General features: G+C 56.4%; 20 protein-coding genes and 2 pseudogenes. 21 read left to right on the top strand and 1 reads right to left on the bottom strand.

Annotation, left to right across the window (positions count from 1 at the left end; translation table 11 throughout):
• Positions 1-52 precede the first annotated feature (52 nt).
• The 13 genes from WDN01_14745 (at position 53) to rfbC (ending at position 13,717) form a co-directional block, all read left to right on the top strand.
• Positions 53-868, top strand: coding sequence for a metallophosphoesterase family protein (locus tag WDN01_14745; protein MEJ0027280.1), 816 nt, complete (start codon positions 53-55; stop codon positions 866-868).
• 47 nt (positions 869-915) lie between these two features.
• Complete coding sequence (locus WDN01_14740) at positions 916-1,578, top strand: polysaccharide biosynthesis/export family protein (GenBank protein MEJ0027279.1); 663 nt, start codon at positions 916-918, stop codon at positions 1,576-1,578.
• Positions 1,579-1,842: 264 nt separating this feature from the next.
• Positions 1,843-2,460, top strand: coding sequence for a hypothetical protein (locus WDN01_14735; protein ID MEJ0027278.1), 618 nt, complete (start codon positions 1,843-1,845; stop codon positions 2,458-2,460).
• A gap of 54 nt (positions 2,461-2,514) precedes the next feature.
• The gene (locus WDN01_14730; GenBank protein ID MEJ0027277.1) at positions 2,515-4,170 is read left to right on the top strand and encodes an outer membrane beta-barrel protein; all 1,656 of its coding nucleotides are present in this window, start codon (positions 2,515-2,517) and stop codon (positions 4,168-4,170) included.
• A gap of 168 nt (positions 4,171-4,338) precedes the next feature.
• Positions 4,339-6,555 carry a polysaccharide biosynthesis tyrosine autokinase gene (locus WDN01_14725; GenBank protein MEJ0027276.1) on the top strand — a complete coding sequence of 739 codons (2,217 nt, stop codon included), beginning with the start codon at positions 4,339-4,341 and terminating at the stop codon, positions 6,553-6,555.
• 20 nt (positions 6,556-6,575) lie between these two features.
• Positions 6,576-7,262 carry a hypothetical protein gene (locus WDN01_14720; protein MEJ0027275.1) on the top strand — a complete coding sequence of 229 codons (687 nt, stop codon included), beginning with the start codon at positions 6,576-6,578 and terminating at the stop codon, positions 7,260-7,262.
• Positions 7,259-8,713 carry an O-antigen ligase family protein gene (locus tag WDN01_14715; GenBank protein MEJ0027274.1) on the top strand — a complete coding sequence of 485 codons (1,455 nt, stop codon included), beginning with the start codon at positions 7,259-7,261 and terminating at the stop codon, positions 8,711-8,713. The genes WDN01_14720 and WDN01_14715 overlap by 4 nt, the downstream gene beginning before the upstream one ends.
• Positions 8,714-8,816: 103 nt before the next feature.
• Positions 8,817-9,527, top strand: coding sequence for a transcriptional activator RfaH (locus tag WDN01_14710; GenBank protein ID MEJ0027273.1), 711 nt, complete (start codon positions 8,817-8,819; stop codon positions 9,525-9,527).
• A gap of 144 nt (positions 9,528-9,671) precedes the next feature.
• Positions 9,672-10,190, top strand: coding sequence for a transcriptional activator RfaH (locus WDN01_14705; GenBank protein MEJ0027272.1), 519 nt, complete (start codon positions 9,672-9,674; stop codon positions 10,188-10,190).
• A 104-nt stretch (positions 10,191-10,294) separates the two neighbouring features.
• Positions 10,295-11,356 carry a dTDP-glucose 4,6-dehydratase gene (rfbB, locus tag WDN01_14700; protein MEJ0027271.1) on the top strand — a complete coding sequence of 354 codons (1,062 nt, stop codon included), beginning with the start codon at positions 10,295-10,297 and terminating at the stop codon, positions 11,354-11,356.
• A gap of 1 nt (position 11,357) precedes the next feature.
• Positions 11,358-12,266, top strand: coding sequence for a dTDP-4-dehydrorhamnose reductase (gene rfbD / locus WDN01_14695; GenBank protein ID MEJ0027270.1), 909 nt, complete (start codon positions 11,358-11,360; stop codon positions 12,264-12,266).
• Complete coding sequence (rfbA, locus tag WDN01_14690; protein ID MEJ0027269.1) at positions 12,263-13,159, top strand: glucose-1-phosphate thymidylyltransferase RfbA; 897 nt, start codon at positions 12,263-12,265, stop codon at positions 13,157-13,159. The genes rfbD and rfbA overlap by 4 nt, the downstream gene beginning before the upstream one ends.
• A 3-nt stretch (positions 13,160-13,162) precedes the next feature.
• Positions 13,163-13,717, top strand: coding sequence for a dTDP-4-dehydrorhamnose 3,5-epimerase (gene rfbC, locus WDN01_14685; GenBank protein ID MEJ0027268.1), 555 nt, complete (start codon positions 13,163-13,165; stop codon positions 13,715-13,717).
• An 81-nt stretch (positions 13,718-13,798) separates the two neighbouring features.
• On the opposite strand, the pseudogene WDN01_14680 reads toward rfbC, so the two are convergent.
• Positions 13,799-14,568, bottom strand: a pseudogene (locus WDN01_14680) (transposase).
• Between the two features lie 166 nt (positions 14,569-14,734).
• On the opposite strand from WDN01_14680, the gene WDN01_14675 reads away from it, so the two are divergent.
• The 8 genes and pseudogenes from WDN01_14675 (at position 14,735) to WDN01_14640 (ending at position 25,405) form a co-directional block, all read left to right on the top strand.
• Positions 14,735-16,102, top strand: a complete 1,368-nt coding sequence (locus WDN01_14675; protein ID MEJ0027267.1) for a hypothetical protein — start codon at positions 14,735-14,737, stop codon at positions 16,100-16,102.
• Positions 16,103-16,298: 196 nt separating this feature from the next.
• Positions 16,299-17,300 (top strand): glycosyltransferase, encoded by a 1,002-nt coding sequence (locus WDN01_14670; protein MEJ0027266.1) that lies wholly within the window; start codon positions 16,299-16,301, stop codon positions 17,298-17,300.
• Complete coding sequence (locus tag WDN01_14665; GenBank protein MEJ0027265.1) at positions 17,257-18,537, top strand: glycosyltransferase family 4 protein; 1,281 nt, start codon at positions 17,257-17,259, stop codon at positions 18,535-18,537. The genes WDN01_14670 and WDN01_14665 overlap by 44 nt, the downstream gene beginning before the upstream one ends.
• A 99-nt stretch (positions 18,538-18,636) precedes the next feature.
• A pseudogene (locus tag WDN01_14660) lies at positions 18,637-19,729 on the top strand (IS3 family transposase).
• A gap of 284 nt (positions 19,730-20,013) precedes the next feature.
• Positions 20,014-21,144 (top strand): glycosyltransferase family 4 protein, encoded by a 1,131-nt coding sequence (locus tag WDN01_14655; GenBank protein ID MEJ0027264.1) that lies wholly within the window; start codon positions 20,014-20,016, stop codon positions 21,142-21,144.
• An 8-nt stretch (positions 21,145-21,152) separates the two neighbouring features.
• Complete coding sequence (locus WDN01_14650) at positions 21,153-22,127, top strand: methyltransferase domain-containing protein (protein ID MEJ0027263.1); 975 nt, start codon at positions 21,153-21,155, stop codon at positions 22,125-22,127.
• Between the two features lie 112 nt (positions 22,128-22,239).
• Complete coding sequence (locus WDN01_14645; GenBank protein MEJ0027262.1) at positions 22,240-23,505, top strand: hypothetical protein; 1,266 nt, start codon at positions 22,240-22,242, stop codon at positions 23,503-23,505.
• A gap of 13 nt (positions 23,506-23,518) precedes the next feature.
• Positions 23,519-25,405, top strand: a complete 1,887-nt coding sequence (locus WDN01_14640) for a hypothetical protein (GenBank protein MEJ0027261.1) — start codon at positions 23,519-23,521, stop codon at positions 25,403-25,405.
• Positions 25,406-25,426 lie beyond the last annotated feature (21 nt).

Here is a 25,426-nt window from a genome sequence, read left to right as displayed (position 1 = left end):
TTGTTGCGGCCGCGAACTAGAAGAACCTAAAATAGGCGTTAAGTGAGATACCATGACGGCAAAAGCGGCAGTGATTAACGAGCGCGGTGGTTGGCTTGCCCGCCTTTTGGGCCAGAATGCGAAGGCGCCTGCCGTGCCCGCCGGCCGGCGCGTGTTCGCGGTGGGCGACGTCCACGGACGTCTCGATCTTCTGGAGCGATTGATAGGGCAGCTTCGCGACTACGCCGTCAGGGGCGAGCCGGCGGTGAATTCGCTGGTGCTGTTGGGGGACTATATCGATCGCGGCCCGCGGTCGAAGGATGTCATCGAATACCTCATCGGTCTTCGTCTGCCGGGGTGGGAAACGACCTTTCTGCGCGGCAATCACGATCAGGCATTCCTGGATTTCCTCGGCGATCCGAATTTCTACCGGGCTTGGCGCAATTTCGGTGCGCCGGAGACGCTTCTCAGCTATGGCGTGATGCCGCCGCGGTTCGACGACGAAAAAGCCTTCTCCAAGGCACGGGACGAACTGGCCGAGAAGTGCCCCCAGTCGCATTTGCGGTTTCTCGCCGATTTGGCGTTAACGCACGAGGAAGGCGATTATCTGTTCGTGCACGCAGGCATCCGGCCGGGCATTCCGCTCGACAAGCAGATGCAGGAAGATTTGCTTTGGATCCGCGACGATTTTCTGCTTTCCAGTCGCCTGTTCGATAAGGTTGTGGTCCATGGTCACACGCCGACACCTACGCCGGTGAGGCGGCGAAACCGGATCGGTATCGATACCGGGGCTCACGCGACGGGTTGCCTTACAGCCGCCGTTTTGGAGGGGGAGGATTGCACGTTCCTGGCGACGGCACCGGCCAAGATGGACGCAGCTCTGTCGTAAGGAACATCCCTTGCTTGGCTCGGGGGGCGCCTGTTCGAGATTGGGAAATGACGAATATGAACCGCATATGCCTTGAAATTTGCGCGTTTGCCGCGGCGATCTCCATGACACTCCTTTTGTCTCTGGCGCTGGGCGGGCCGGCTGTGGCCCAGTCCACCTTGCCGGGTCCCAGTGCCGGGGTGGCCGCACCGCCGCCGACCGAGGTGGCTCCGCCGGCAACCCTGCCGAGCACCGGACCGGTGTTCGTCGACGAGAATTATCGGCTGGGTACGGGCGACAAGGTTAAAGTCACGGTCTATGGCGAAGACGATCTGAGCGGCGAGTTCTTCGTCGACGGGTCCGGGCAAGTCCAATTGCCGCTCGTCGGCCAGGTGAAGGCGGCCGGCCTCACCATCCATGAGTTCGTCAGTGAAGTTCAGACGATGCTCAGCTCCAAATATCTCCGCGACCCAAAAGTCAGCGCACAAATCGAGAACTATCGGCCGTTTTACATCATCGGCGAAGTGAACAAACCGGGCGAATATCCCTACGAAAACAGCCTCAACATCCTGGGCGCCGTGGCGCTGGCGGGTGGTTATACCTATCGGGCCGACGATACCGACGTCTATATCCGCCGGAACGGGATGATGAAGGAAGAGATGTTCCCTGCGAACGCGTCGACTCGCATCTATCCCGGCGACATCGTTCGGATCGGCGAACGGATTTTCTAAGCTGAAGACGCCAGCGCGCCATCCCGATCTGGGTAGGTGGAAGCCCTTCTCCAGGCTGGCTGCACAAATTCTGGGTTGCAGGAAAGCGACAGTCGAAAAATTATACGCTTTCTTAAGCACATCACTTAAGCCTTATATCAAAGAGAGGCTTGCAGTGCATTGAGCGTTTGTACTTTTTAGGCTAGTGTATTGCTGCAGTTGCGAGGGTCGCAACTTTAGATTGTCTGGCTGCTGGGTTCGTACGTATCTGGTAAGGGGGTTCCCATGAAGAAGGCTTTCCTAAAGTCGTTGCGGACCGGCGCGGCGTCGCTGGCGCTCAGCGCGGCATTGGTGAGTTCCTCGGTCGGCGTGGCCGAATTTGCGATGATGACGCCTGCCTTTGCGGCGGTCTCGCTGACGGTCGAGCAGACCTCTTCGCTCCAGACGTCGTTGACCGCAGCCATCCAAGCTGCGAACGGCGATCCGGCAGCTATCGAAGCGGCCATTTCGAAGTCCGTGCAGGATGCCATCGCAACCTACGGCACCGACGCCGCAGCGTCGATCACGTCGGCAGTGCTGACGATCGCCGAAAGCGCCGGCGCCACAGCCTCCGAGATCGGAGCCGGCTTGGGGCAGGCCTCCGCAGCGATTGCCCCGACCAGCACAACCGCCGCTTCGGCGATCGCGTCGACGCTGGCGAATGAAGGCAAGACCGACGAAGTGGCGAGTTACCAATCAACCACGACGTCGCTCGGTTATTCCAATCTCGCGTCGGTTGCCGGCAAAACGCCTTCGACTAGTGAGACGGGCGGGAACCTCAACGGCATCAGTGGCGGCAGAAATCTGGCGGGTGGCACTCCCAGCGGCGGTGGCTGTCTGAACCCGTCCTGCACCAGTCTCTAAAAAAGACATCGATATTCGATAGTAGCGCATTCGATAATGGTGGGGTGTGTTTTGATGGGCGTTCGTCCGCAATGGGGCATGTTCGAAACGTCTGCTCCTGGTAACGGTAATGGTTCGCGAGCAGACACGCTTGGGCGGATCGCCGAGTGCCTGTCGCTTCTCGCGCAGCGTTTGGCGGGCGAGGCCGATCTGGATGGCCGCGCTCTTTCGGACAAATTTGAAGGCGCCCTGATCGAACTGCGTCTGCTGCGTGCAACGCTTGCGCAGCGCATCGCGGCGAATGACTCTCGTGCTGGGGGCCTTCAGCGCATAGACGCGGCACTTGAGGAGCTTTCGGCGGTATTCGTTATGCTCGAAGCCGGTGCGCAGCAGCCGCGATATGCAACTGCGACGGCGCAGCATATGTACAGATACAACCTTGTGCAGAAAGCCCTGCGCCGCGCTGCCATGGTTATTGGTTTCTCCGCGGCCGGTGCGAGCATCACGGGCTTTGCCGTACCGGCGATCGCCGACGACGCAACATCGCCGACTTATATCGGCATGACACCGCAGGATGTTGGTGTTCTGGAGCGCCCGCGGCCGGAATATGATGCGAAGGGCGTTCCACTCGGCGGTTTTCGTCTCTTCCCGTCGCTCGACGTCAGTGCGAACTATGATGACAATGTCCTCCGGATTCCTGCCGCGAGTTCGGATTGGTATTTCGAGGAAGCGCCATCTCTTCGGCTGATCTCACAGTGGGGTCGTCATTTCTTTGAGGTCTACGGTGGTGCCGATAACTACAATTATGCGAGCTTCAGCCGGCTCAACTTGACGGACTGGAACGTCGGCAGCGACGGCCGCTTTGACATTTCACGCGCCGCCGACTGGTCGGCCAACGCCTCCTATGGCGAATATCATGAAGCCTTGAGTTCGCCGAACACTGTGGGTTTTCAGTCCTCGCCGAACCGCTATAATAAGACCCATGTCGACACGACCGGCCGCTATCAGCCCAATCGTCTCGGCTTCAGTATCGGCGGTGGCTATGATCGTTACGATTGGCTGAATACGCCAAAGATCGGCGGTGGCCTGCTGTTCAACACGGACCGCAATGAAGACGAGTTTCAGGGCTTCGCCAAGGTCAACTACGATTTCTCGCCCGGCTATTCGGGCTATGTGAAGGCCCTATACGACTCGCGCCAGTTCGACTTGTTCTTTGACCGCACCGGCGTACATCGCGCATCGAACGGTTATCGTTTTGACGCCGGCTTGACATTGCAGCTTACGCATCTGTTGGCGGGCGATGTCTATGTTGGTTATCTCAATCAGGACTTCGCGGCGCCGCTGAAGAACATTTCGGGTGTCGACTATGGTGTCAGCCTCGACTGGTTCGCTTTGCCGGTTTTGACCGTGCACCTGAATGGCGAGCATCAGATCAATGATGTGACGATTGGCGGAGTCTCGGCTAGCGACGACAAGCTTATCAAACTGAGCGCGGACTATGAGTTCCGGAGGAACATCATTGTTCAGGGCTACTTCTCCTATACAGATAGCGAACTGGTTGGCACGACGCGAACGGACAACTATCCTGGCGCCGGCATCGGCGTTAAGTACTTGATGACCCGGTATATGAGCGCAAACGTGCGATACAACTACAGTGAGCGTTCGTCGAACTTCCCCGGCATTGACTATACGGACAACACGATCAGCCTCGGCCTCTCTCTGCATATCTGATGAGTAGTCGGTTTGGCGGTGTTGTGATCGGGCATGACGGAAGAGACGCACAGCTGGCGACAGTGGAGTAGGCTGTGTCGTTAGTCAGTCATTGAAAAAACAGGTTAGTCGTGCCGGAAGAGCCTGTAGAGTTGCGGTGAGAACCGCTGGCGCAACACCGAAATGAACATGCAAAAACGTATCGCCGATGACGAGCACGAAGGCCACGAGGCCGAGTCTTTCGTGCCCGAGGACTCCGGGTTTTCGCTGGTCGATTTTCTCCGTATCGTCCGCGTCCGGTGGAAAGTGATCGCTGGGGCGACGGTCGTGGTTACTGCTCTTGCGGTTGCCTTCGTCGTGCTTATGACACCGCTATATTCGGCGAGCGCGATCGTGATGCTAGATCAGCAAAAGAATAGTGTGGAAAGCGCCAGCGCGATCCTGTCGGGTCTCGGCAGCGATCAAGCGACAATCCAGAACCAAGTCCAAATTCTGACGTCCCTAGAACTCGCAAGCCGGGTCGTCGACAAGCTGAAACTCGATCAGGATCCGGAGTTCAATCCGCAAGGCGCGGGATGGCTGGCTTTTCTAGCCTACCTCAATCCATTCACTTGGTTTCCCGGAGACGCTGACACACAGGCTGCAGCACAGGGACAAGACCTAGCCCGCAACGCCGTCATTCGCAAATACCTGTCGCGGTTGACGGTGTCCCCGATCGGGTTGTCCACGGCTATGACCGTCTCGTTCGAGTCGGAAGATCCCGCGAAGGCATCGAAGATTACAAATGCCATAGCCAACGCCTATGTCGAGGATCAGTTGGAGGCCAAGTTCGACGCGACGCAAAAGGCCACGCAATGGCTCTCTGGCCGTATCGGTGAGCTATCGCGCAAAGCCGAAGAAGCGGACGCCGCGGTTCAGCGCTACAAGGCCGAACACAATATAACCACGACAGGAAACGGCGTGTCGGTGGTCGAGCAGCAGACGTCCGACATCAACAGCCAGCTTGTCATGTCAAAGACGGTATTGGCCGAAAAGCAAGCCGCTTATTCGGGCTTGTTGGCACTTGCCCGTGCTGGACGGGCCGCCGACTCTGCTGCTGCGATGGCATCGCCTGTCATCAGCGCGCTGCGAGCACAAGAGTCCGATATCGCCCGGCAACTGGCTGACCTGTCGACCAAATATCTTCCCGGACATCCCAAGATTCTCGATCTCGAGGCGCAAAAGGCCAATATAAAGGCGAAGATCGACGAAGAGGTTCAACGCATTGTCGATTCGGCGCGAAACGATGTCTCGATCGCTGCCGCACATGTCGGCTCGCTGCAAGGCAGTTTGAGCACGCTGGAGAACCAGGGCGCGACGCAAAACCAGGATGCAGTTCAGCTGACCGCGCTTCAGTCCGCTGCTACGTCGGCGCGTTCGATGTATGAAGCTTTTCTTGGCCGGTTGAATCAAACGCAGGGGCAAGAGGGCATCCTGACTCCGGATTCGCGTGTGATCTCCAATGCGGAAACGCCGACATCCCCCAGTTTTCCGAAAAAAGGTCTGACGATCGGGCTTGCGATACCCGCCGGCATCGTCCTCGGGTTGATGCTTGCCTTCGCATTGGAGCGCCTCGACTCCGGCTTTCGCACGACGCAGCATGTCGAAAGCGTGCTCGGTCTGCCGGTTTTGTCGACCGTTCCGGAAATCGTGGGATTGGGCAAGAAAGGTTACGAAGCCGCAGATTATGTGGTGGACAAGCCCCTGTCGTCTTTTGCCGAAGCCGTGCGCGGCTTGCAGCTTGGCCTCTCACTCTCGAATGTGGATCGCCAACCCAAGATCATCGTCGTTACATCATCGGTTCCTGGCGAGGGCAAGACCACCGTTGCCATAAGCCTCGCTCGCATCGCCGCTCGTGGTGGCCTAAAGACAATCGTAATAGACGGCGACCTGCGCAGGCCGAATGTTGCGAAGTCATTCGGTAAAGAGAACTTCACCAGCGGCTTGATTGAAGTTCTCCTGGGCCAGTTCCCGCTCGATCAGTGCGTAACGAAAGATCCAAAGTCCGATGCGGTCGTTTTGCCGTGCCTGAAGACGCCGGCGAATCCGGCCGATATGTTGAACTCGCAAGCGATGCATCAGCTCGTGACCAGCCTCTCCAAGGCGTTCGATTTGGTGATCATCGACTCCGCGCCGATGCTTCCGGTGAACGACACGAAAATCCTGAGCCGAATGGCGGATGCCATTCTATTCGTCGTGCGCTGGGAGAAAACGCCCCGCGAAGCTGTTGTAAACGCACTGCGCTCGCTGGCCGACGTGCACGCGCCGGTTTCCGGTATCGCATTGACGCGCGCTGATAGCGAACGTTTCCGTTACTACAGCTACGGCTACCAAAATTATTACAATTATAATAAGTACTATAGCTGAGTCATTGGGGGTTACCTGGAATGCCGATGGCAACGCCGGCACGAATCCCTTTCGCCGTCTTAGCGGCCATCTCCGGAATTACCTTCGCCCTGTTGGCTTTTCCTCATTTTGAGGACGGCCTGGCGCGCGACGCGGCTATACCTGTGCCGATTTACATGATCCGACAAGTTTCCATGCCGCCGGTCGCCTATCGCAATGCTTTTAAAGCCCTATCGCGCGCCTCTCGGGCCGATGGAGAAGCGCAGATCGCGGCAGCGGAGGCGGCAATACGCGGCGGCCAAGGCGGACCGGCAGAGATTGTCCGTCTCGAACATGGCATAGAAGATGCGCCGGCCGTGCCGCGCGGCTGGCTATTGTTGTCGGAAATGCTCGCTTCCAGCGACCGCCGGCGAGCCGCTGAGGCGCTTTCGCAGGCCCTTGTATTGGCGCCTTACGACTTCTGGCTGGCTGGCGAGCGGGCCCGCGACGCAGCCGCACAGTGGGACGCATTGGATGGCGAAACGCGAACGATGGCGTTGCGCCAAGTTCAACTTCTTTGGGAGCAGGAGCCGCTACGACGATACCTCCCCCCGCTTCTCTCGACGCCGGCCGGTGTCGCGCTGGTGATCCGTGCGTTTGCAAGTCGTCCTGACGATTTTCGTGCCTTCAACCGCTGGCTCTCTCAGGAACGCCGCCGAGCCGCGACCGAGGAGCGGGTGGGACGATGATCCCAGCAGGGGCGCCAAAAGGCCATGAGACGAAACCTTTCGCTTTCGCCGGGTGGCTTCGCGCCGGCGCCTTTTGGCTACTGATCGCGGCTCTGGCTTGGGCGCCGTTTCCGTTGGGCAGCGCCGTTAGTTGGGGCGCGCCGCTGCTCGAACTGATGATCGCGTCTTCCTGGGTTCTCTGGGCGATCTCGACGGTCGGTGATACGCCCGAAGACACCGCGCGGCTCCGACCCATCGCCGCGCCCGCGGCCATCGCCTTGATCGTATTGGCTTGGACGGTCGTTCAGACACTCCCGATTGTTCCGGAAAACTGGGCGCATCCGATCTGGGCCATGACCGCGCATTCCCTGGGACGGCCCATCCGCGGTGTCGTGTCGATCGATCCTTGGCGCACCCATGCGGAGACGCTCAAGCTCGTCAGCTACGCCGCCGCCTTCTGGCTCGCCTTCGTCATGGCCCGACGTTCCGAAATGGCGAAGACTTTGCTGAATGCCATCGTCGCCATCGCCGCGCTGTACGCTGCGTACGGCTTCGTGCTCGCCATTCTCGATATCGCGCAGGCCGGACTGATCTACGCCATCCCGTTTCAGCGGTCCTTCATTTCGGGCCCGTTCATGCTGCATAACTCGTTCGCGACGTTCGAAGGACTGGGTACGCTCGCCGCCATCCTTCGGCTTTTCGATCTCGGGCGCGAGAATGTCGTAACCCATCGCGGCCTGCGTCCGCTGTTTCATTCCGCGCTGCAATTCTCATTCGGACGCGGCGCGCCGACTCTCATCGCCGCGTTATTGTCGTTTTCCGCCGTCATAGCGTCGGCCTCGCGGGCTGGATTTGTGGCAACTGCGACAGCTTTGCTCGCCATGGCCATCGTAGCTGCATTTCTCGCGCGACGCTCGCAGGTACGCGGATGGACGGCAGCGGCTGCGATCGCATCGCTCGTTGCAATCTTTACGGTCATCATGCTCAACGGCGATACGTTGGGCGATCGGCTGGCCAGACTTGCAGACGCCGGGGAGGCCGATCAGATCCGCCTCGCCCTTTGGGACGCGACGTGGCGCATGATTGGCGACGCACCGTGGCGTGGCTTGGGCCTTGGGACCTTTCAGGACGCCTATCCGCTCTACGCGCGGCAGGCCCTTCCTTTCGTCATGGACAAGGCTCATTGCGACTATCTCGAATTCGCGGCCGGCGTCGGTTTGCCTGCGGGGATCGCCTGGTGGACCGCCCTCGTTTGGCTTGCTATCCTGTGTGCCCGCGGGGTCTTCGCCCGCCGGCGCAACCGCCATTTTGCCCTGCTAGGCTTCTGCGCTACGATTCTCGTGGCCGTACACTCAGCTGTGGACTTCAGCCTGCAGCTTCCGGCCGTGGGAACTTTTTATGCGGCCATGCTCGGCTTGGGCGTCGCGCAAGCACAACGCAGCCGCGCCCAGCCGGGCGCGAGTCCTGCGTGAGATTGACGGTCCGATCGCGCGTCCGATTAACCGGCATGAAAGATAATCGCCGCAGCGCCGCGATTGGACTTGTGCAGTGCAGAAAGACTGATTTAGTGTTTCGATGGAATGGGATGGCAAGATTGATCCACATGTCAGCCTAGCACATCTCATCAAGTTTTGGGGCTTTTGCTGCAATGCGTCGTGGGGCTTTTGTCGGGCAATGAGAGCGGCTGCAAATCCGCAAGACACGCCCTCGGGCCCGGCGCCCGCGCCGTCCGTGCGCGCCATACAGTCGGTTCCGGGCGCGCAAGCGATGCGCGCCGCGGATTTGTATGTCTCCCGCTGGTACGTTGTCCAAGTCCAGCCGCATGCGGAGAACCGTGCGGGCTTCCATCTCGAGCGGCAGGGTTATCGCCTTTTCTGCCCGCGCATCCACCGGACGATACGCCACGCCCGCAAGGTAACGCGCACGCTTGTGCCGCTGTTTCCCGGCTATCTCTTTCTAAACCTCGATATTGCGCATGAGCAATGGCGCGCCGTGAACGGTACGACCGGCGTTGCGCGCCTCATCGCGCACGGCGATACGCCGCAGCCGGTGCCGATCGGCGTGGTCGAGGCGCTTCGTGCGCAACTCGACGAAGACGGCGCGGTCGCGCGCCACACGGCATTCGAGATCGGCCAGGCTGTACGCATCGTCGACGGCCCATTCGCCGATCTGGTGGGAAAACTCGAAAAGCTTGATGCACCGGGCCGGGTGCGCGTGCTGCTGGATCTTCTCGGACGCTCCGTGTCGGTGACGTTGCGCACCGAGGTGCTGGTGTCCGCCGCCTGACTTCGAGCAAGCGGGAGACGGCCAAGTATGCTCGGGGTGAAATCTCGTTTCACCCGAACGGCGGCAGCGTGGCCGAAGGCATGATAAGCGGCGTTATCGCGTGTTAGCGCAGGCGGGGGCCTGCAATGGGGCGGATCGGTTTCCATGGACAAGGTCATCGCGACCGGAGCGCGCTGGTACGTCCTCCAAACCCAGCCCCACGCCGAAAACCGCGCCATCGCCAATCTGGAGCGCCAGGGCTTCCACGTCTTCTGCCCCCGCATCCGCAAAACTGTCCGCCATGCCCGCGCGGTGAAGCAGGTTTTCTCGCCGCTGTTCCCCGGCTATGTGTTTCTGGAACGCGACATCGCGATCGAGTCCTGGCGCAGCGTCAACGGCACGTTCGGCGTCATGCGCCTGATCACCCAAGGCGAAGCGCCACAGCCCGTTCCGCACGGCATCGTCGAAGCCCTGCAGTCCCGCATGGGCGGCGACGGCGCGATGAACTGGGCACCGAGCTTCAAGATCGGCCAGGCCATCCGCATCACGGAGGGCCCCTTCACGGATCTGATCGGTACGCTCGAACAACTCGACGCCTCCGGCCGCGTCCGCGTGCTGCTCGATCTGTTGGGCCGCGCCGTCTCGGTGGCCTTGCGCCAGGAAGCGCTCGCGCCGGCGGCGTGAAGCGCTGCACGAAGCACAACCGCACGGGTGAAACACGTTTCACCCGAACGGCGGTAGCTTGAAGAATCCGCCGCAATCCGGATCACAACGAAAGCATTGTTCGCGTGACCATCCTCACCACGGGCTGCGCCGGTTTCATCGGCAGCAATTTCGTCCACACCTGGCTGGCCCAGGCGGACGAGGCTGTGATCAACCTGGATTGCCTGACCTATGCCGGCAATCTCGCCAACCTCGCGCCTTTGCGCGGCGATCAGCGGCACGTATTCGTCCGCGGCAGCATCGGCGACAGTGCGCTGGTCGGACGATTGCTGAGCGAGCATCGTCCGCGCGCGGTGATCAATTTCGCTGCCGAGTCGCATGTCGATCGCTCGATCCATGGCCCGGGAGACTTCATCCAGACCAATGTGGTCGGCACCTTCAATCTGCTCGAAGCCGTGCGCGGCTATTGGAGTGATCTGCCGCCCGAGCAGAAAGACGCGTTTCGCTTCCTGCACGTTTCGACCGACGAGGTGTATGGAACGCTCGATGCAGATGAGGCTCCGTTCAAGGAGAGCGACACCTACGAACCGAACTCGCCCTATTCCGCAAGCAAGGCCGCCAGCGATCATCTGGTGCGTGCCTGGCATCATACCTACGGCCTGCCGGTTCTGACGACCAACTGCAGCAACAATTACGGACCCTATCACTTCCCAGAAAAGCTCATCCCGCTGATCATCCTAAACGCACTCGCGGGCAAGCCGCTGCCGATTTATGGCGACGGATTGCAGGTTCGCGATTGGCTCTATGTCGAAGACCATTGCCGCGCCATCATTCGGGTGTTGCAGGCTGGGCGCGTCGGCGAGACCTACAATATCGGCGGCTGGAACGAGATGGCCAACCTGGATGTCGTCAAAACAGTCTGCGCCATCCTCGGCGAGCTGCGACCCAAAGCCGACGGAAAATCCTACGCCGATCAGGTCACCTATGTGAAAGACCGTCCCGGTCACGACCGGCGCTACGCCATCGACGCCGGCAAGATCGAGCGCGAGCTTGGCTGGAAGCCGCAGGAAACCTTCGATACCGGAATCCGCAAGACCGTGCAGTGGTATCTCGACAATCAAGCCTGGGTCGAGGGCGTGACCAGCGGCGGCTATCGCCAATGGATCGACCGGCAATACGGCACCTAACGTGACGCAGCGCTCCATCCTGCTGCTCGGCGCCAACGGCCAGGTCGGCCAGGAATTGCGCCATACGCTAGCTGCGCTGGGTCCGGTCATCGCGCTCGCCAGACCTGATATCGATCTTGCCAATCCTGAGTCTTTGCGCGCAGTTGTGCGCCGGCATGAACCCAGCATCATCCTCAACGCGGCTGCCTACACAGCCGTCGACAAGGCCGAAAGCGAGCCGGATCGTGCTTTCGCGATTAACGCGACGGCGCCGGCTGTCCTTGCCGAAGAAGCGGAAACGCTCGGGGCTTGCTTGGTTCACTATTCGACGGACTATGTGTTCGACGGGAGTAAGTCTTCACCGTATGTCGAAACAGACGCGACGGGACCGTTGTCGGTCTATGGCAGCAGCAAGCTGGAGGGCGAGCTTGCCGTGCGGACCTGCCGAAAGCATCTGATTTTTCGCACCAGCTGGGTCGTCAGCGCCCACGGCCAGAATTTCATCAAGACCATGTTGCGCCTGGCCGGCGAGCGCGACGTGTTGCGCGTGGTAGCCGATCAGTTCGGCGCGCCGACCTCCGCCGCCTTGCTCGCCGACATCACCGCTAAGACTCTTTCACAGCTTGCCGCGGCAAAGGCCGGCGACAGCCGCTGGGGACTTTATCACACAGTGGCGGGCGGCGAGACCAGCTGGCACGGGCTTGCCAAACATGTTATCGCGCGAGCCCGCCAAACGGGCATTGCTCTCAAGGCCGAGCCGCAATCCGTCATGCCGATAACGACCGCGGAATACCCAACGCCGGCAATGCGGCCAAAGAATTCGCGTCTCGATACATCCAAGCTTCGGGCGGCGTTCAACCTCACGCTGCCGGATTGGACCGACGACGTCGACGCCGTACTCGACCAGCTTTTGCCCGCGACGGCGACATGATCGCGCCACAAAGAAATACGCCGGCACGAAAGGGCATCGTCCTGGCCGGCGGCTCCGGCACCCGGCTCTATCCGATTACGCAATCGGTCTCGAAGCAATTGATGCCGGTTTACGACAAGCCGATGATCTACTATCCGCTCACCACCCTGATGCTGAGCGGCATCCGCGACATTCTGGTGATCTCGACGCCGCACGACACGCCGCGTTTCGCAGAATTGCTCGGCGATGGCAGCCAGTGGGGCATCAACATCCAATACGCCGTCCAGCCCTCACCGGATGGTCTCGCGCAAGCCTTTATCATCGGCCGCGAATTCGTGGGGAATTCGCCGAGCGCGTTGGTCCTAGGCGACAATATCTATTACGGCCACGACATGGTGAAGCTTCTGCAAGCGGCCGACGCGCGCCAGACGGGCGCCAGCGTCTTCGCATATCACGTCCACGATCCCGAGCGTTACGGTGTCGTCGAATTCGACGAACACCAACGCGCCATCAGCATTGACGAAAAGCCGGCGGCGCCAAAATCCAACTACGCAGTGACAGGCCTCTATTTCTACGACCGCCAAGTCTGTGACCTCGCGGCCAGCATCAAGCCATCCGCCCGCGGCGAACTCGAAATCACCGATCTCAACCGCTGCTACCTCGAAATGGGGACGCTGCACGTAGAAACCATGGGCCGCGGCTTTGCCTGGCTCGACACCGGTACGCATGACAGCCTACTCGAAGCCGCCAGCTTCATCGCCACGCTACAAAGGCGCCAGGGCCTGATGATTGCCTGCCCAGAAGAAATCGCACTGGCGCACAACTGGATCGACGCCGCCAGAGTCGAAGCGCTCGCCAAGCCGTTGCGCAAAAATAGCTACGGCCAATATCTCCTCAAGCTTATCCACCAATAACTCATGCCCTACACCGTCACCCCCACATCGCTTCCCGAAGTCCTGTTGCTGCAACCCAAAGTCTTCGGTGACGACCGTGGCTTCTTCTTCGAAAGCTTCAACGCCCGAGAATTCGAAGCCGCCACCGGCCTGAAGCGCGACTTCGTCCAGGACAATCACAGCCGCTCGACAGGGGGCGTACTGCGCGGTCTGCACTATCAAATCGAACATCCGCAAGGGAAGCTTGTGCGTGTGACTCACGGCGAGGTCTTTGATGTCGCGGTGGATTTGCGCCGCAACTCGCAGAATTTCGGCAAATGGATCGGCGTTACGCTCTCGGCCGAAAATAAAAAGCAGCTTTTGATACCTGAAGGCTTCGCGCACGGCTTTCTTGTGACAAGCGATACCGCAGATTTTTTGTACAAGACCACCGACTATTGGCATCCGGAATATGAGCGCAGTCTGTTGTGGAACGATCCGGAGATCGGTATAGCGTGGCCGGTCAGCATGCCTCCACAATTGGCGAAAAAAGATGAATTAGGGCAACGCCTAGTGGATGCGGAAGTCTTCTCTAGCTGATTCTGACGATTTGAAGTCGCCGCAACTGTCGCGGCGGTTGATTGATACGGAGCTTCTGCATTCGGGAGGAAGTTCTTTCATCGCGATGACCGTGTCGAGTTCACGCACCACGCGCAGTCCTGAGAGCGATGTATCGGCGACCAGCGCGACGCATTCGCGCGTGAAGTCGTCAACGACGGTGAGCATGCGGAAGCGCCGGCTGTCGGTCAGCGTGTCACTGATGAAGTCCAGCGACCAGCGTTGGTTCGGTCCCTGTGGCAATGCCAGCGGAGCCCTTGTTCCAAGCGCTCTTTTGCGTCCACCCCGTCGGCGCACCTGAAGGCGTTCCTCGCGATAGAGCCGCCTCAGCTTCTTGTGGTTCACGCGCGTGCCCTCGCGGTGTAGCAGGAGTTGCAGGCGCCGATAGCCAAACCGGCGCCGGACAGCGGCAAACTCGCGCAACCGAGCGCGCAGGACTGCATCGTCAGGCCGCACGCTGCGATAGCGCATGGACGTTCGATCGCCACGATCACCTGACACGCCCGGCGCTGGCTCACCTCGAACACCTGGGCGAGATGAGCCATAGCTTGCCGCTTCACGACGGGCGTCACCATTTTTTTAGTTCAGTTCCTTCAGCATGGCGATATCGAGCATCGTCTCGGCCAACAGCTTCTTCAGCTTGCGGTTCTCTTCTTCCAGAACCTTCAACCGCCGGGCGTCCGACACGTCTATGCCGCCATACTTCGACTTCCATTTGAAAAATGTCGCGCTGCTGATCCGTGCTTGCGGCAAAAATCCGCCGTCTTCACCCCAGTGTCGTGCTCCCGCAGCACCCCAATGATCTGTTCTTCCGTGAACCGTGATCGCTTCATCGTCCGTCTCCTTCCAGAGACCGGCCTCCACTCAAATCTGGAGGAAGTTCAGGGGCTCAGGTCACGACCGTCAGATGGAGGTCTTCGCTATGATGGTACGTGTTAGAAACTGTAACTTGAATGAATTGTCCGCTCTGGCTCACGTCACGATGGAGTTTATCTAGGCATGTTACGCGGCCGTCCCGTTCAAAGAAATATGTCGCCGTTGTTTCTCATTTCGCCGATAGGTCTCGCCCTTTTTTCTTTTATCCCTTTGATTTTTGCTTACCTCGTGCCGAGCGGATTCTACGAGAGCGTCTTGCATGAGAAAGACTATGTGTGGTCTACACCATTTATGCCTATCTTTTTTACCCTTTGTGTCAGTTCGTTTGTCTTGGGGGTAATTTCCATAGCGCTGAATTCACAGTCGGCGGCGGGAAGCTACCGCCGCGAGCGAGCAATGCCAGAAGCATATAATTTTAAGGCTCTCGCTTACTTCTTAGGCGCGGTCGATTTGCTCAATATTTTTTCGATTTTCTCTATTCTAAAAAATTCTACTGGCATGATCGATAATTTGATGAGCGGAAATGGAGATCTAGTGAAATTGGGCATGAATGCTGAGAATACGTTCTCTGGCGCTCAGCCCCTCCTCATCGCTGTCAACCTTTGGGCACTCTTTCGGTATATGCAGCATGGAAAGTATTACAAGTCGACTGCGGTCCTTCGGTTCGTGAAGTATGAGATTATAGCTTCGTTCTTATTGTCAATTTCCATCGCTGTCGCAAAGGTCGCCAGATATGAGGCGATTCCCTTAGTGATTGGTTTCGCCGTGATATTCGGCTATTTCAATGAAAAACGCGGCGACGCCTCTATCTGGACTGCTCTAACTCTTCTGGCAAAGTTAGGTGCAATTCTGACCGGAATATTTGTTCTGTTCTCTGTTCTTCGGGGTAGGGGTAGCACTGATTTGTTATTGTATGCGGTGATGGGATATGGGCCGGCCTGCTTCAACCATCTCGGCGCTTTGCTAGAGGGCGCCTTAAAGTTTCCATATGCGGGAAACGGTGGCTACACCTTCACTTTCCTTCTGCAGTTCCCATATCTTCATCACTTTATCGATCCAAAAGATTTGATGGGCTTACCCTCATATGCGGATGTCTATCTTTCCGAGTTTTTGGCGACGCATAGAGCTGGCCTAAATTCTTCTTTCAACTGGGTCACCGCCTTTGGTTATTATTACGCTGATTTGGGAAACTGGGTGTATCTCTACCTCTTTGTAATGGGGGCCATCGTCGGGGGCGCTTGGAATTCCTTTCTGAAGAAGCGTGCTTATGGCATTATAACCTATCCGTTCTTTGCTTCGTCGGTCCTTTGTTGGTTTGGCTTTAACGCGTTTTCGAAGCCTCAACTGGCGACCATATTACTGTGCGCGATTTTTGTGTGGATGTTGGAGGAGTGTTTTCCCGCGAAGCGGTCAACTGACGCCTCTCGAAGAGAAATACGTTTTCGGGGAGCTAAGTTTGAGAAAGTGCGCGCTGGGGAGTTATCGAGTTAATAGCGCGGGTTTTATTCTCAAGCCATGACTTCGATCGACTTCAACGCACATCAACTCTTTTGCCAAGTTCGTCGTTCGTTGTGATTTCTCGTGATGAAAAGCGAATCCGGATTTCGAGTCTGCCAAAAAAGGCGGCGGCCACATCGTTATTAATGCGAACCGCTTTCGCTGCAGATCATGCTGAAAGGTTAGAAGTGTGACAGACGAATTCGCCGTAACGCTGGTAACTGTGACCTATGGACGGCGTCTCAATCTTCTTTCTCAACTTTTGGATTACGCTCTTGAGGAAGACTGCATTGAAAATGTCGTTGTCGTGAACAATGGATTGCAAGAAAATCTTTCAGCAATTCAGGCTAAATGGCGCGCGAAACTGCGTGTTGTCGACTTGGGGGGGAACGCCGGTTCTGCGGTCGGGTACGCCGCCGGCATAAAGGAAGCCATATCTATTAATTCGAATGTTATATGGCTTATGGATGACGACAACGTGCCGCTCCCAGGTACTCTGCACCGCTTACTCGACGAGCTTGGCCAATTGAGTTCAGAGGTGGGGCGTGAAAAGGCGGCCACGCTTGGCTTGCGCATAGCTAGGGCTGCGAGCGCCGCATTAATGGAATATGCTTATGCGCCCAACTCAAACTTTATGGGATTTGACGCACGAGTTGTATTCGCGAAGCTATATCGCGCTTTCAAAACGCGATTGGGGTTTTGCAAAGCATTGATGCCACCCACCATCAGCATACCGTATTCCCCTTATGGCGGGTTCATGGCTCACCGTGAGGCTTTTGAAGTCCTAGGGCTGCCAAGACAAGATTTCGTTTTGTATGCAGACGACTGGGAATACACCCGAAGACTAACAAAAGCCGGCGGTGCTATTCGCCTTGTCACGAACGCGATAATCAAAGACGTAGGGACCATGTGGCAGGCTGGAGTTGGCGAGAAAATTTCATTCAGGAACATTATTACGACTACAAGTAAAGTTCGTTTGTACTACACATTCCGCAATCACGTATGGCTCAACAAAAGTGACGCAACCAGCAATTCATTTTATACTCTGAATAAATATATATATATATCGATTGCTTTTTTTATAACCTTGTTCGCGCTCAAGCCCGGGAACTTTCTTCTCATATGTCAGGCCATTTCGGATGGGGAACTTGGAAAGCTCGGCGAAAACCCATCTTTTCAACTGGACTCCTGACTCCGTTTTTGCGACTCAAATTAAAATTTGCAATTTTGGGGATCAATTTCAAATGCGCTTCCTGTTTTGCCACGATAATCGCTTCGTCGTCGATCCTTCGGGAAAAGTATATTCGACGGGCGAGTTCAGCGAAGAAATAGTTAGACGCTACGAGTCTGCTTTCGACGAGATGCATATCGCTGGTCGTCAACAAAATTATCGCCCGGAAATGCATGACCGACTTAACCTCCTCCTTTCGGATCGAAAGCGCTTCGTAGCGCTCCCCGATTTATCAAATATTTTTACGCTGCTGTTTGGTAACGGGTCGGCTGCCAGGGAGCTTGAGGCTGCAATTCGCGCAACTGACGTAGTCGTCGCGCGCTTGCCAAGCGAGATTGGGATGTTGGCAGCAAAGATTGCTCGTCGAATGGGTAAGCCCTTGATTATCGAAGTCGTCGCATGCGTCTGGGATGGCCTTGCACATCATGGATCTATCGTCGCCAGCATTTATGCGCCTATAGCTTATTGGCGAATGCGCCGTGAAATTTCGCGGAGCGAATGGACACTTTACGTGAGCCGGGAATTTTTACAGCACCGTTATCCCAGCTATGGGGAAAAAGTCTGCGTATCGAACGTTCAAATACCGGTGTATGAACCCGGCATTCTTGATGCTCGATTGAAGGCCATGCGCGGTGATGAAGGCACGCTGACGCTGGGGATGATTGCCGCTCTTTTTCATAAATCGAAAAGAGTCGATGTTGCCATTCGCGCGCTTGCTTTCGCCTCTAAGTCGGCAAAGAATTTGCGTCTTGAGGTCGTAGGTTTCGGAGATTCGACCGATCTCATGGCGCTTGCGAAGCAATTGGGAGTCGAGGATCGAGTGCACTTCCTGGGCGCATTCGCTCATGAGCGGATCGCTGGCTGGCTGGACGGAATTGACATTTACTTGCAGACCAGTTTTCAAGAAGGCTTGCCGCGCGCTTTGATTGAAGCGATGAGCCGCGCTACGCCGGCTCTCGCGTCGAACGCCGGTGGAACTCCCGAGCTAATTGCGCCGAGTTGGATACACAACCGCGGCGATTTTAAAAAACTGGCAGAGCAAATATTGGCGCTTAGAAGCAAGGAAGTTCGCAAAACACTGGCAAATGAAAATTACAGTCGCGCCGGTGATTATGTGGCAGAAGTATTAAACTCCAGGAGAAGCGCCTTTTGGCAAAAGTTATTAAACTCTCACGGCATCGCTTCCGGCGAAGTCTGAACCGCGACGAACCGCGCCGTTGCAATCTGACCTGGTGACCTGAACCCCGGAACTTCCTCCAGATTTGAGTAGAGACCGGCCTCTGGAAGGGTACGGACGATGAAGCGTTCGAGGTTTACGGAAGAGCAGATCATTGGGATTCTGCGCGCGCATGAGGCCGGGATGAAGACGGCCGATCTTTGCCGCAAGCACGGCGTCAGCAGCGCGACGTTCTTCAAGTGGAAGGCGAAGTTCGGCGGGATGGACGTGTCGGACGCCCGGAAGTTTAAGGCGCTCGAAGACGAGAATCGCAAGCTGAAGAAGCTGCTGGCTGAGACGATGCTCGACGTCGCGATGCTGAAGGATCTCAATTCAAAAAAATGGTGACGCCCGTCGTGAAGCGGCAAGCTGTGGCCATCTCTGCCAATCCTATGAGGTGAGCGAGCGCCGGGCGTGTCAGGTGATGGCAGCGGATCGGACCTCGATGCGGTATCGCAGCGTGCGGCCCGACGATGTCATGCTGCGCGCCCGCCTGCGCGAGCTTGCCGCCATCCGCCGCCGGTTCGGCTACCGGCGTCTGCTGATCCTGATCCGCCGCGAGGGGATACATGTGAACCACAAGAAGCTGCGACGCCTCTATCGCGACGAACGGCTCCAGGTCCGCCGGCGCGGCGGGCGCAAAAGAGTGCTGGGAACAGGGGCTCCGATGGCAATCCCGCAGGGACCGAACCAACGCTGGTCGCTGGACTTCCTGAGCGACCAGCTCAACGACAGCTGCCGCTTCCGCATCCTCGCGGCTGTGGACGACTTCCCCCGGGAGTGCTTGGCCCTGGTCACGGACACCTCGCTCTCGGGCCTGCGTGTCGGCCGCGAACTCGACGCCATCACCGCCCGGCGCGGCAAGCCATTGTCGATCGTCAGCGAAAACGGTACGGAGTTCACCAGCGCGGCGATCCTAAGCTGATCGCAGGAGACCCGCGTCGCGTGGCATTACATCGCGCCCGGCAAGCCGACCCAGAACGCCTTCATCGAGAGCTTCAACGGTCGTCTGCGCGATGAACTGCTCAACAAGACACTCTTCGCATCGCTCGCTGACGCTCGCGTGGCACTGACAGACTGGATGGAGGACTACAACACCGTCAGGCCGCACAGTGCCATCGGCAACGTGCCGCCTGCGGTCTACGCCAAACTCAGCGGTCCCGCGATGCAATGAGACGGGTCGCTGAGCTTTGCGGCTACACGCCCCGTCCCGGTGCATCACCGAGCCAGCAAGGCTCAAATGAAGGTCAGGCTCTACTTTCAACTGGATGAAAGATGGGGCTCAGGTCACTGGACACGTCGCGCGCACCGATTCGCCTGATGGAGTCTCCTCGGCCTTCCCTTCCGTTGCATCTTGAGACTGCCGCGTCTGACGTGGCCTGCAGGGCTTTGTTGCTCCCAATGTTGTCAACGGACCAAACTCACATGTGAAAGTTTCTCGAGGTGTGAAGCGAAGTCATGAAAATAATGCACATAACCGAAACTGTAACTGGCGGAATCGCTAGCTATCTTGATGAAATAGTCGAACGCCAAGTGCAAGAGTTTGGTATCTCAAATATAAGATTTGTCGTTCCTGAAGGAAGCGCAGGGGAGCTAAAAAGAGTTCCTCACTGCACGATAATGCCATTTACCCGCCGCCGCCGCGGAATATTCAGCTTCATCCACTACGCATACCAAGTCTTCAATATAGTCAAGGCAGAAAATCCAGATATTATTCATGCGCACAGCACATTTGCGGGACTTGCTAGCCGCCTCCTGTTTGGCGGAAAAAGACATGTCCGGTTAGTATATTGTGCTCACGGATGGGCGTTTTTGCAAAACACCGCTTCTTGGAAAAAGACGCTATATGCGAACATTGAAAGCATTCTAGGCCATTACACGGACGTCTTTATCAATCCATCAAAAAATGAATTGCGAAAATCGGCAGCCGCAGGAATCTCGCAGGAAAAATCTCTACTGATTTATCACGGAATTGGCGAGCGGCGTGGTGAACTCAAGAAATTGGGTTTTCCAACGGACCGTTTGAATCTCTTATTCGTCGGCCGGTTTGATACGCAAAAGGGATTCGACATTTTGTTTGAAGCGATGAAGAAGCTGACTGCGCTACCTTGTCATCTCTATGTCATCGGCGCGTCGGTACTCGAGAAGGTCGAATATGAATCAAATTCCAACGTAACGTTTTTGGGCTGGCTTCCCCGCGACGAATTGGACAGCTATTATAACGCGGTTGACGCAATCGTGATGCCGTCAAGGTGGGAGGCGTTTGGTCTGACAGCGCTGGAAGCGATGCGTAACAGCGTAGCTGTCATTGCCAGCACGGCGGGCGCGCTGCCCGAAGTGGTTTCCACGAATGAAACAGGCTTGGTTTACCCATACAACAATGCGGAGTGCCTCGCGGAAACGTTGGCGGCTCTGGATCGGGAAACCCTTGCGATATGGGGCGCTAATGGCTTCAAAAGATACAGGGATTTATTTACTGCTGAGCGAATGAACAATGAATTGATTGCGCTTTATCGATGTCTGGTGGAGCGGGCCGATGTGAGGACGTTGCGAACTTCAGAGGTCTGCCAGCCTGGTGTCGCTAAGTGAGAAATCCCGTGACAGATGGAATTGGTGCATCAATGGATATGCGCGTTACAAGCTTGCTCTGTTGTCCCATGTGCAGAGGTCCGCTGCAACTCTGCAGCGATGGACGGTATTACCTTAAGTGCGAGAACTGTTGCGCGAGCTATCCCGCTTTGAATGAAACGCCAGTTTTATTTCGCAGCGACAATTCTGCATTTCAAGCCGATGCTTACTTGCAAGCCGGCCCTGCGCTCGGCCAGCGCAAGAGATCGTTGGGATGGCTCGTACCTAAGCGAAGTACCAACATGTGCCGAGAACGCATTTTGTCGGCCATGCGGGCGAGGTTGGACGAGATGGGGAGCGCCAAGATCTTGGTGGTCGGCAGTGGAGGGCAACGTACCGATCTTTCCCGCGTTTTGCTGACGGGAAAAAAGCATCTACTTATTTTTTGCGATGTAGACGTGAGTGCCGACGTGGATATCTTTTGTGACGCACATGACCTACCGTTTGCCGACAATTCTTTCGACGCGGTTATCACCACAGCGGTGCTAGAACACGTCATAACTCCAATGCGGGTCGCGGAGGAAATTTATCGGGTCGTCAAGATTGATGGGCTGCTTTATTCTGAGCTGCCGTTTATGCAGCAAGTCCACGAAGGAGCATATGACTTCACACGCTATACGCTTTCTGGGCATCGTGGGTTATTCCGGCAATTTGAAGCCATTGACTCCGGATTGGTGTCTGGCCCGGCAACTGCCTTGGCTTGGTCTCTTGAGGCATTCGCAACTTCTTTCTTCGGAAGAAATGCATTTCGCAAAGCAGCAACGTTCGCAGTGAGAGTTTGTTTTTTTTGGCTTAAATATCTGGATTACGTGGTTCGGAGAAATCCTGCGGCAATGGACGGCGCGTCCTGTACCTTCATATTCGGACGCAAAATTGCTTCGCCCCTATCCGACGCTGAAATCGTCGCCTCATATGTCGGCGCAATAAAGCTGGCCCACGTTTGACCTTCTTTAGACCATCCTGCACGCAACAAACCTTGGTTTGTCAGACTTGGGCGAACCTTCGCGTTCAAATTTCAGCGGCTAGCAGTGCGAACTGCTATGACAAGTTTCCAAAATGAGCTACTTGCTAAGTTTAACAAATATCGTTTTGCGCGCGGGCGCTCTTATATCTCGCTTCGCGATCACGCTTTACATCGCCAAATATCTCGACCTTGCCGCCGTCGGTGCGTATGGGCTCATTTATGCTCTTACAATCATCGCACCCGCGGCACTTGGGTTTGGGCTCGACTTCAGGGTATCCCGCGAGATTGTTGGAATGCCGGAAGAGGCTGCAGCATTGCGTGTCCGCGACCGACTAGCTGTGAACGCAACACTTTACGTGTCAGCGGCGCTCTGTGCACTCACCGCCGTTCAGGCGGGAATTTTCCATCCGTTGCCTCATTTGGGCGTCGTTCTGGTGATTGGCCTGCTCGAGTCTGTCGCCTTTGACATGCACATTTTTCTAATCAGCTTGCGAAAGTCGTGGTTTGCAAACCTTCTACTCTTTTTCCGTATCGCGTGGGCTATTCCGTTCATGGCGATAGGTTTTGTGGATCATGGATTTCGTGATTTTTTCGTTTTATTACTCTTCTGGCTCGGCGGCCTCTTCGTTACGTTTTCCGTGATGTTTTTCGGGCTAAGACACTGGCCTTGGAAGCAGATATTATCCGCGCCGGTAGATTTTCCTTGGCTAATCGCCCATCTGAGGCGATCTAGGCTGATTTACGTCAGTGATTTGAGCCTGACCGGCACTGCTTTTCTGGATCGCTTTGCCGTCGATTTCGTACTTGGCTTGGGGGAAACGGGCGTCTACATATTTTTTCTAAATATCGCAAACGGCCTACAACAGCTGGTTTATGCAGGCGTTGTTCAAGTCGCTATGCCCAAGTTGATTGAGGGCGCGCGCCACGCAGATCCATCGGTATTAATCTGCATCATACGCCAGGAAGTGCTCAAAGTGGTGGCCGTATATTCGGTCGTCGCAATCGCTGTCTACGGTTGTATTCAACTGATACTGCCCCACATTTCGCGACCTGCGTTACTTCTCTATCCCTGGCTTCTGCCGGCTATGTTGGTCGCGATGCTGATACGTTCGATGTCTGACGTGCTGAATTATGGACTTTTTGCACGTAACTATGACACGAGTTGGGCACTCGTTAACATATTAGCGGTCCTACTGACGCTAGTGTTTGTTGTGGCGTCGTTGAAAATTTGGAACCTGGAAGCAGTGGGCATAACTTTAATTGTCACGCAGCTCCTGATGCTGTGGTTGAGAGTATATGCCATGACGGGAAAGATTGAGGTGACCAATCGGCCCCCTCTGGGATCGCATCAATTGTAATGAGGCGCTTGGGATGAGGTTGGTCAACCGCGGTCGAAATTTCCATTTTCGTTTGATAGCGATTATCGCCTTCATATTTGTAATTCCGGTTGTCCATCCGATCGCAAGGGCCTCGACCGTTCAATTTTCCGATTCATGTATCGAAAATTGGATGCGCCCGGACATGCTGGAGGACTACGGCAAGGCGATCAATTCCGCCGTTGCGGCACAAAAGCTCGATGAGCCGTCATTATTGCGAGCTTGCAAGCCGGGTGATCACCGGGTCAGCACGCAGATCGTGATCGACCGTCCTGTTAGCCTTTGGATGTATGGCACGCGGCTACTTCCAACCGATGCATTCAAGTCGCTGCCAATTAAGGTTGGTGCGACCCTCACCGCTCAAAGCAACGTCATCCAGCTGAAAAGCACCTCTGGATTGCAAGTGGGAATGGCTATTGGCGGGTTGGGCATTCCCGGCGCAAATTATATTGTTGCGATTGACCACGCAAGACGCACTGCCACGTTAGCACTGCGCCCGATGTTGGTTCCTAACGGAATTGTTGCAGCTGGAGATAGAATTTTATGCGGAGTCAGTTCGCTGCGCGGCATATCCGTTGGGCAGTCCGTGGCAATTCAGGGAAACCCTTCGCCGCTCACCATAACTTCTGTTGATGTACGCAAGCAGTGCATCACTTTGCAGAACCCGCCCCTCAAGGGGGGTGAGGTGCCAGTTGCGCTTGACGTAATAGGCTCGTGGCAGGCGGAGTTGGTCGCAGTGGCGGTGACTCCAATTATGTTATGGAAAAAGAACGATTCCGCGATACGAAATATTGAGGGACAAAATATTGGCGGCTCGATGTACGGTGTTTGGATCGCGGATGTTCAGACACAGAGTCTCGGAATCGGGCGGACACTGCCAGGCGCGCAGGGAATACAAATTTCGGGATGGGATCGCTTCAAAGCACAAGACATAACAGTCGAAAATCTTTCAGGCTCCGCTTTGATAATCGGTGGAAATGGCCAAGCCCTCGGTACGAACTTTTCGGTGCGAGAGGCGGAATTTTCCAACATACATTTGCGCGACTGCGGAGATGGCCAGACAGGGCAATCTACTCTGGAAATAATGACGCCCCCGCAACAGACGGATCCCAACGCTGATGAGGACAATCAGCTTACTTTTTCTAACGGTGCCGCCGTTTTTAACTACGGCGAGGGGGTCACAATCGGAACGTATAACGCGAGACATATCGCAAAAGGGCGAGGGCCCCGGTTAATATCGTTCACCAATAATTTTCAAATTGAGGGAGGTTCTCACCACCCCAAGATGGTTAGCATTCCCGCGCCCTTCGACAGCATTCATGTGCTGACGTCGGGGGAGCTTTATTTCATCGGGGACATGATCGCTGCTCCGGGCTATGGCAAATCGCTCATTCGCAGTGATGATGCATTGGGTGCGATCTCCGTTGTCGCGAGCCGTTTGTATGCTCACGGGAAACAGGTCCCTTTCAAGGTTCAGGTTACGCAAGGCTCTTCGATCGTCAAACTTGTAGATTCCACTCGCGGCACCTTCGATGACAGCGGAAAGTGGGACGGCGTTGGCGCTCAGATAGTCGATGGTGCGTCATGCACGACAGCAGCCCCTTGCAATGTCTATCTGCAGGAGGAAAACAGCGTTGCTGAATCTGGTTATGTGTTGAACCTAACCGATGATTGGAAGGGTGCGACGAGCGACCAAGCAACCCTCTATATTGGGTTTGACGGGTACTTTTTTCAAAATGCAGGCAGATGGGACAGGCTGATCGCTACAGACGACATCTGGACAGATCAGTCGCCGGGAGGGATTTCTCTTCTAAAAGGAGGAACGGCGGTCAAAATGACTACAACCGGAAACCGATTCGGTTCCGCGTCGACAAATCACTGAAATGCGGGATTCGATTGCCAC

Origin of the sequence: Rhizomicrobium sp. (assembly GCA_037200985.1) — a bacterium.
In the GTDB taxonomy this organism is placed as follows: Bacteria; Pseudomonadota; Alphaproteobacteria; order Micropepsales; family Micropepsaceae; genus Rhizomicrobium.
The sequence above is the reverse complement of the archived record's forward strand: the minus strand, read 5'-3'. Positions and strand labels throughout refer to the sequence as shown.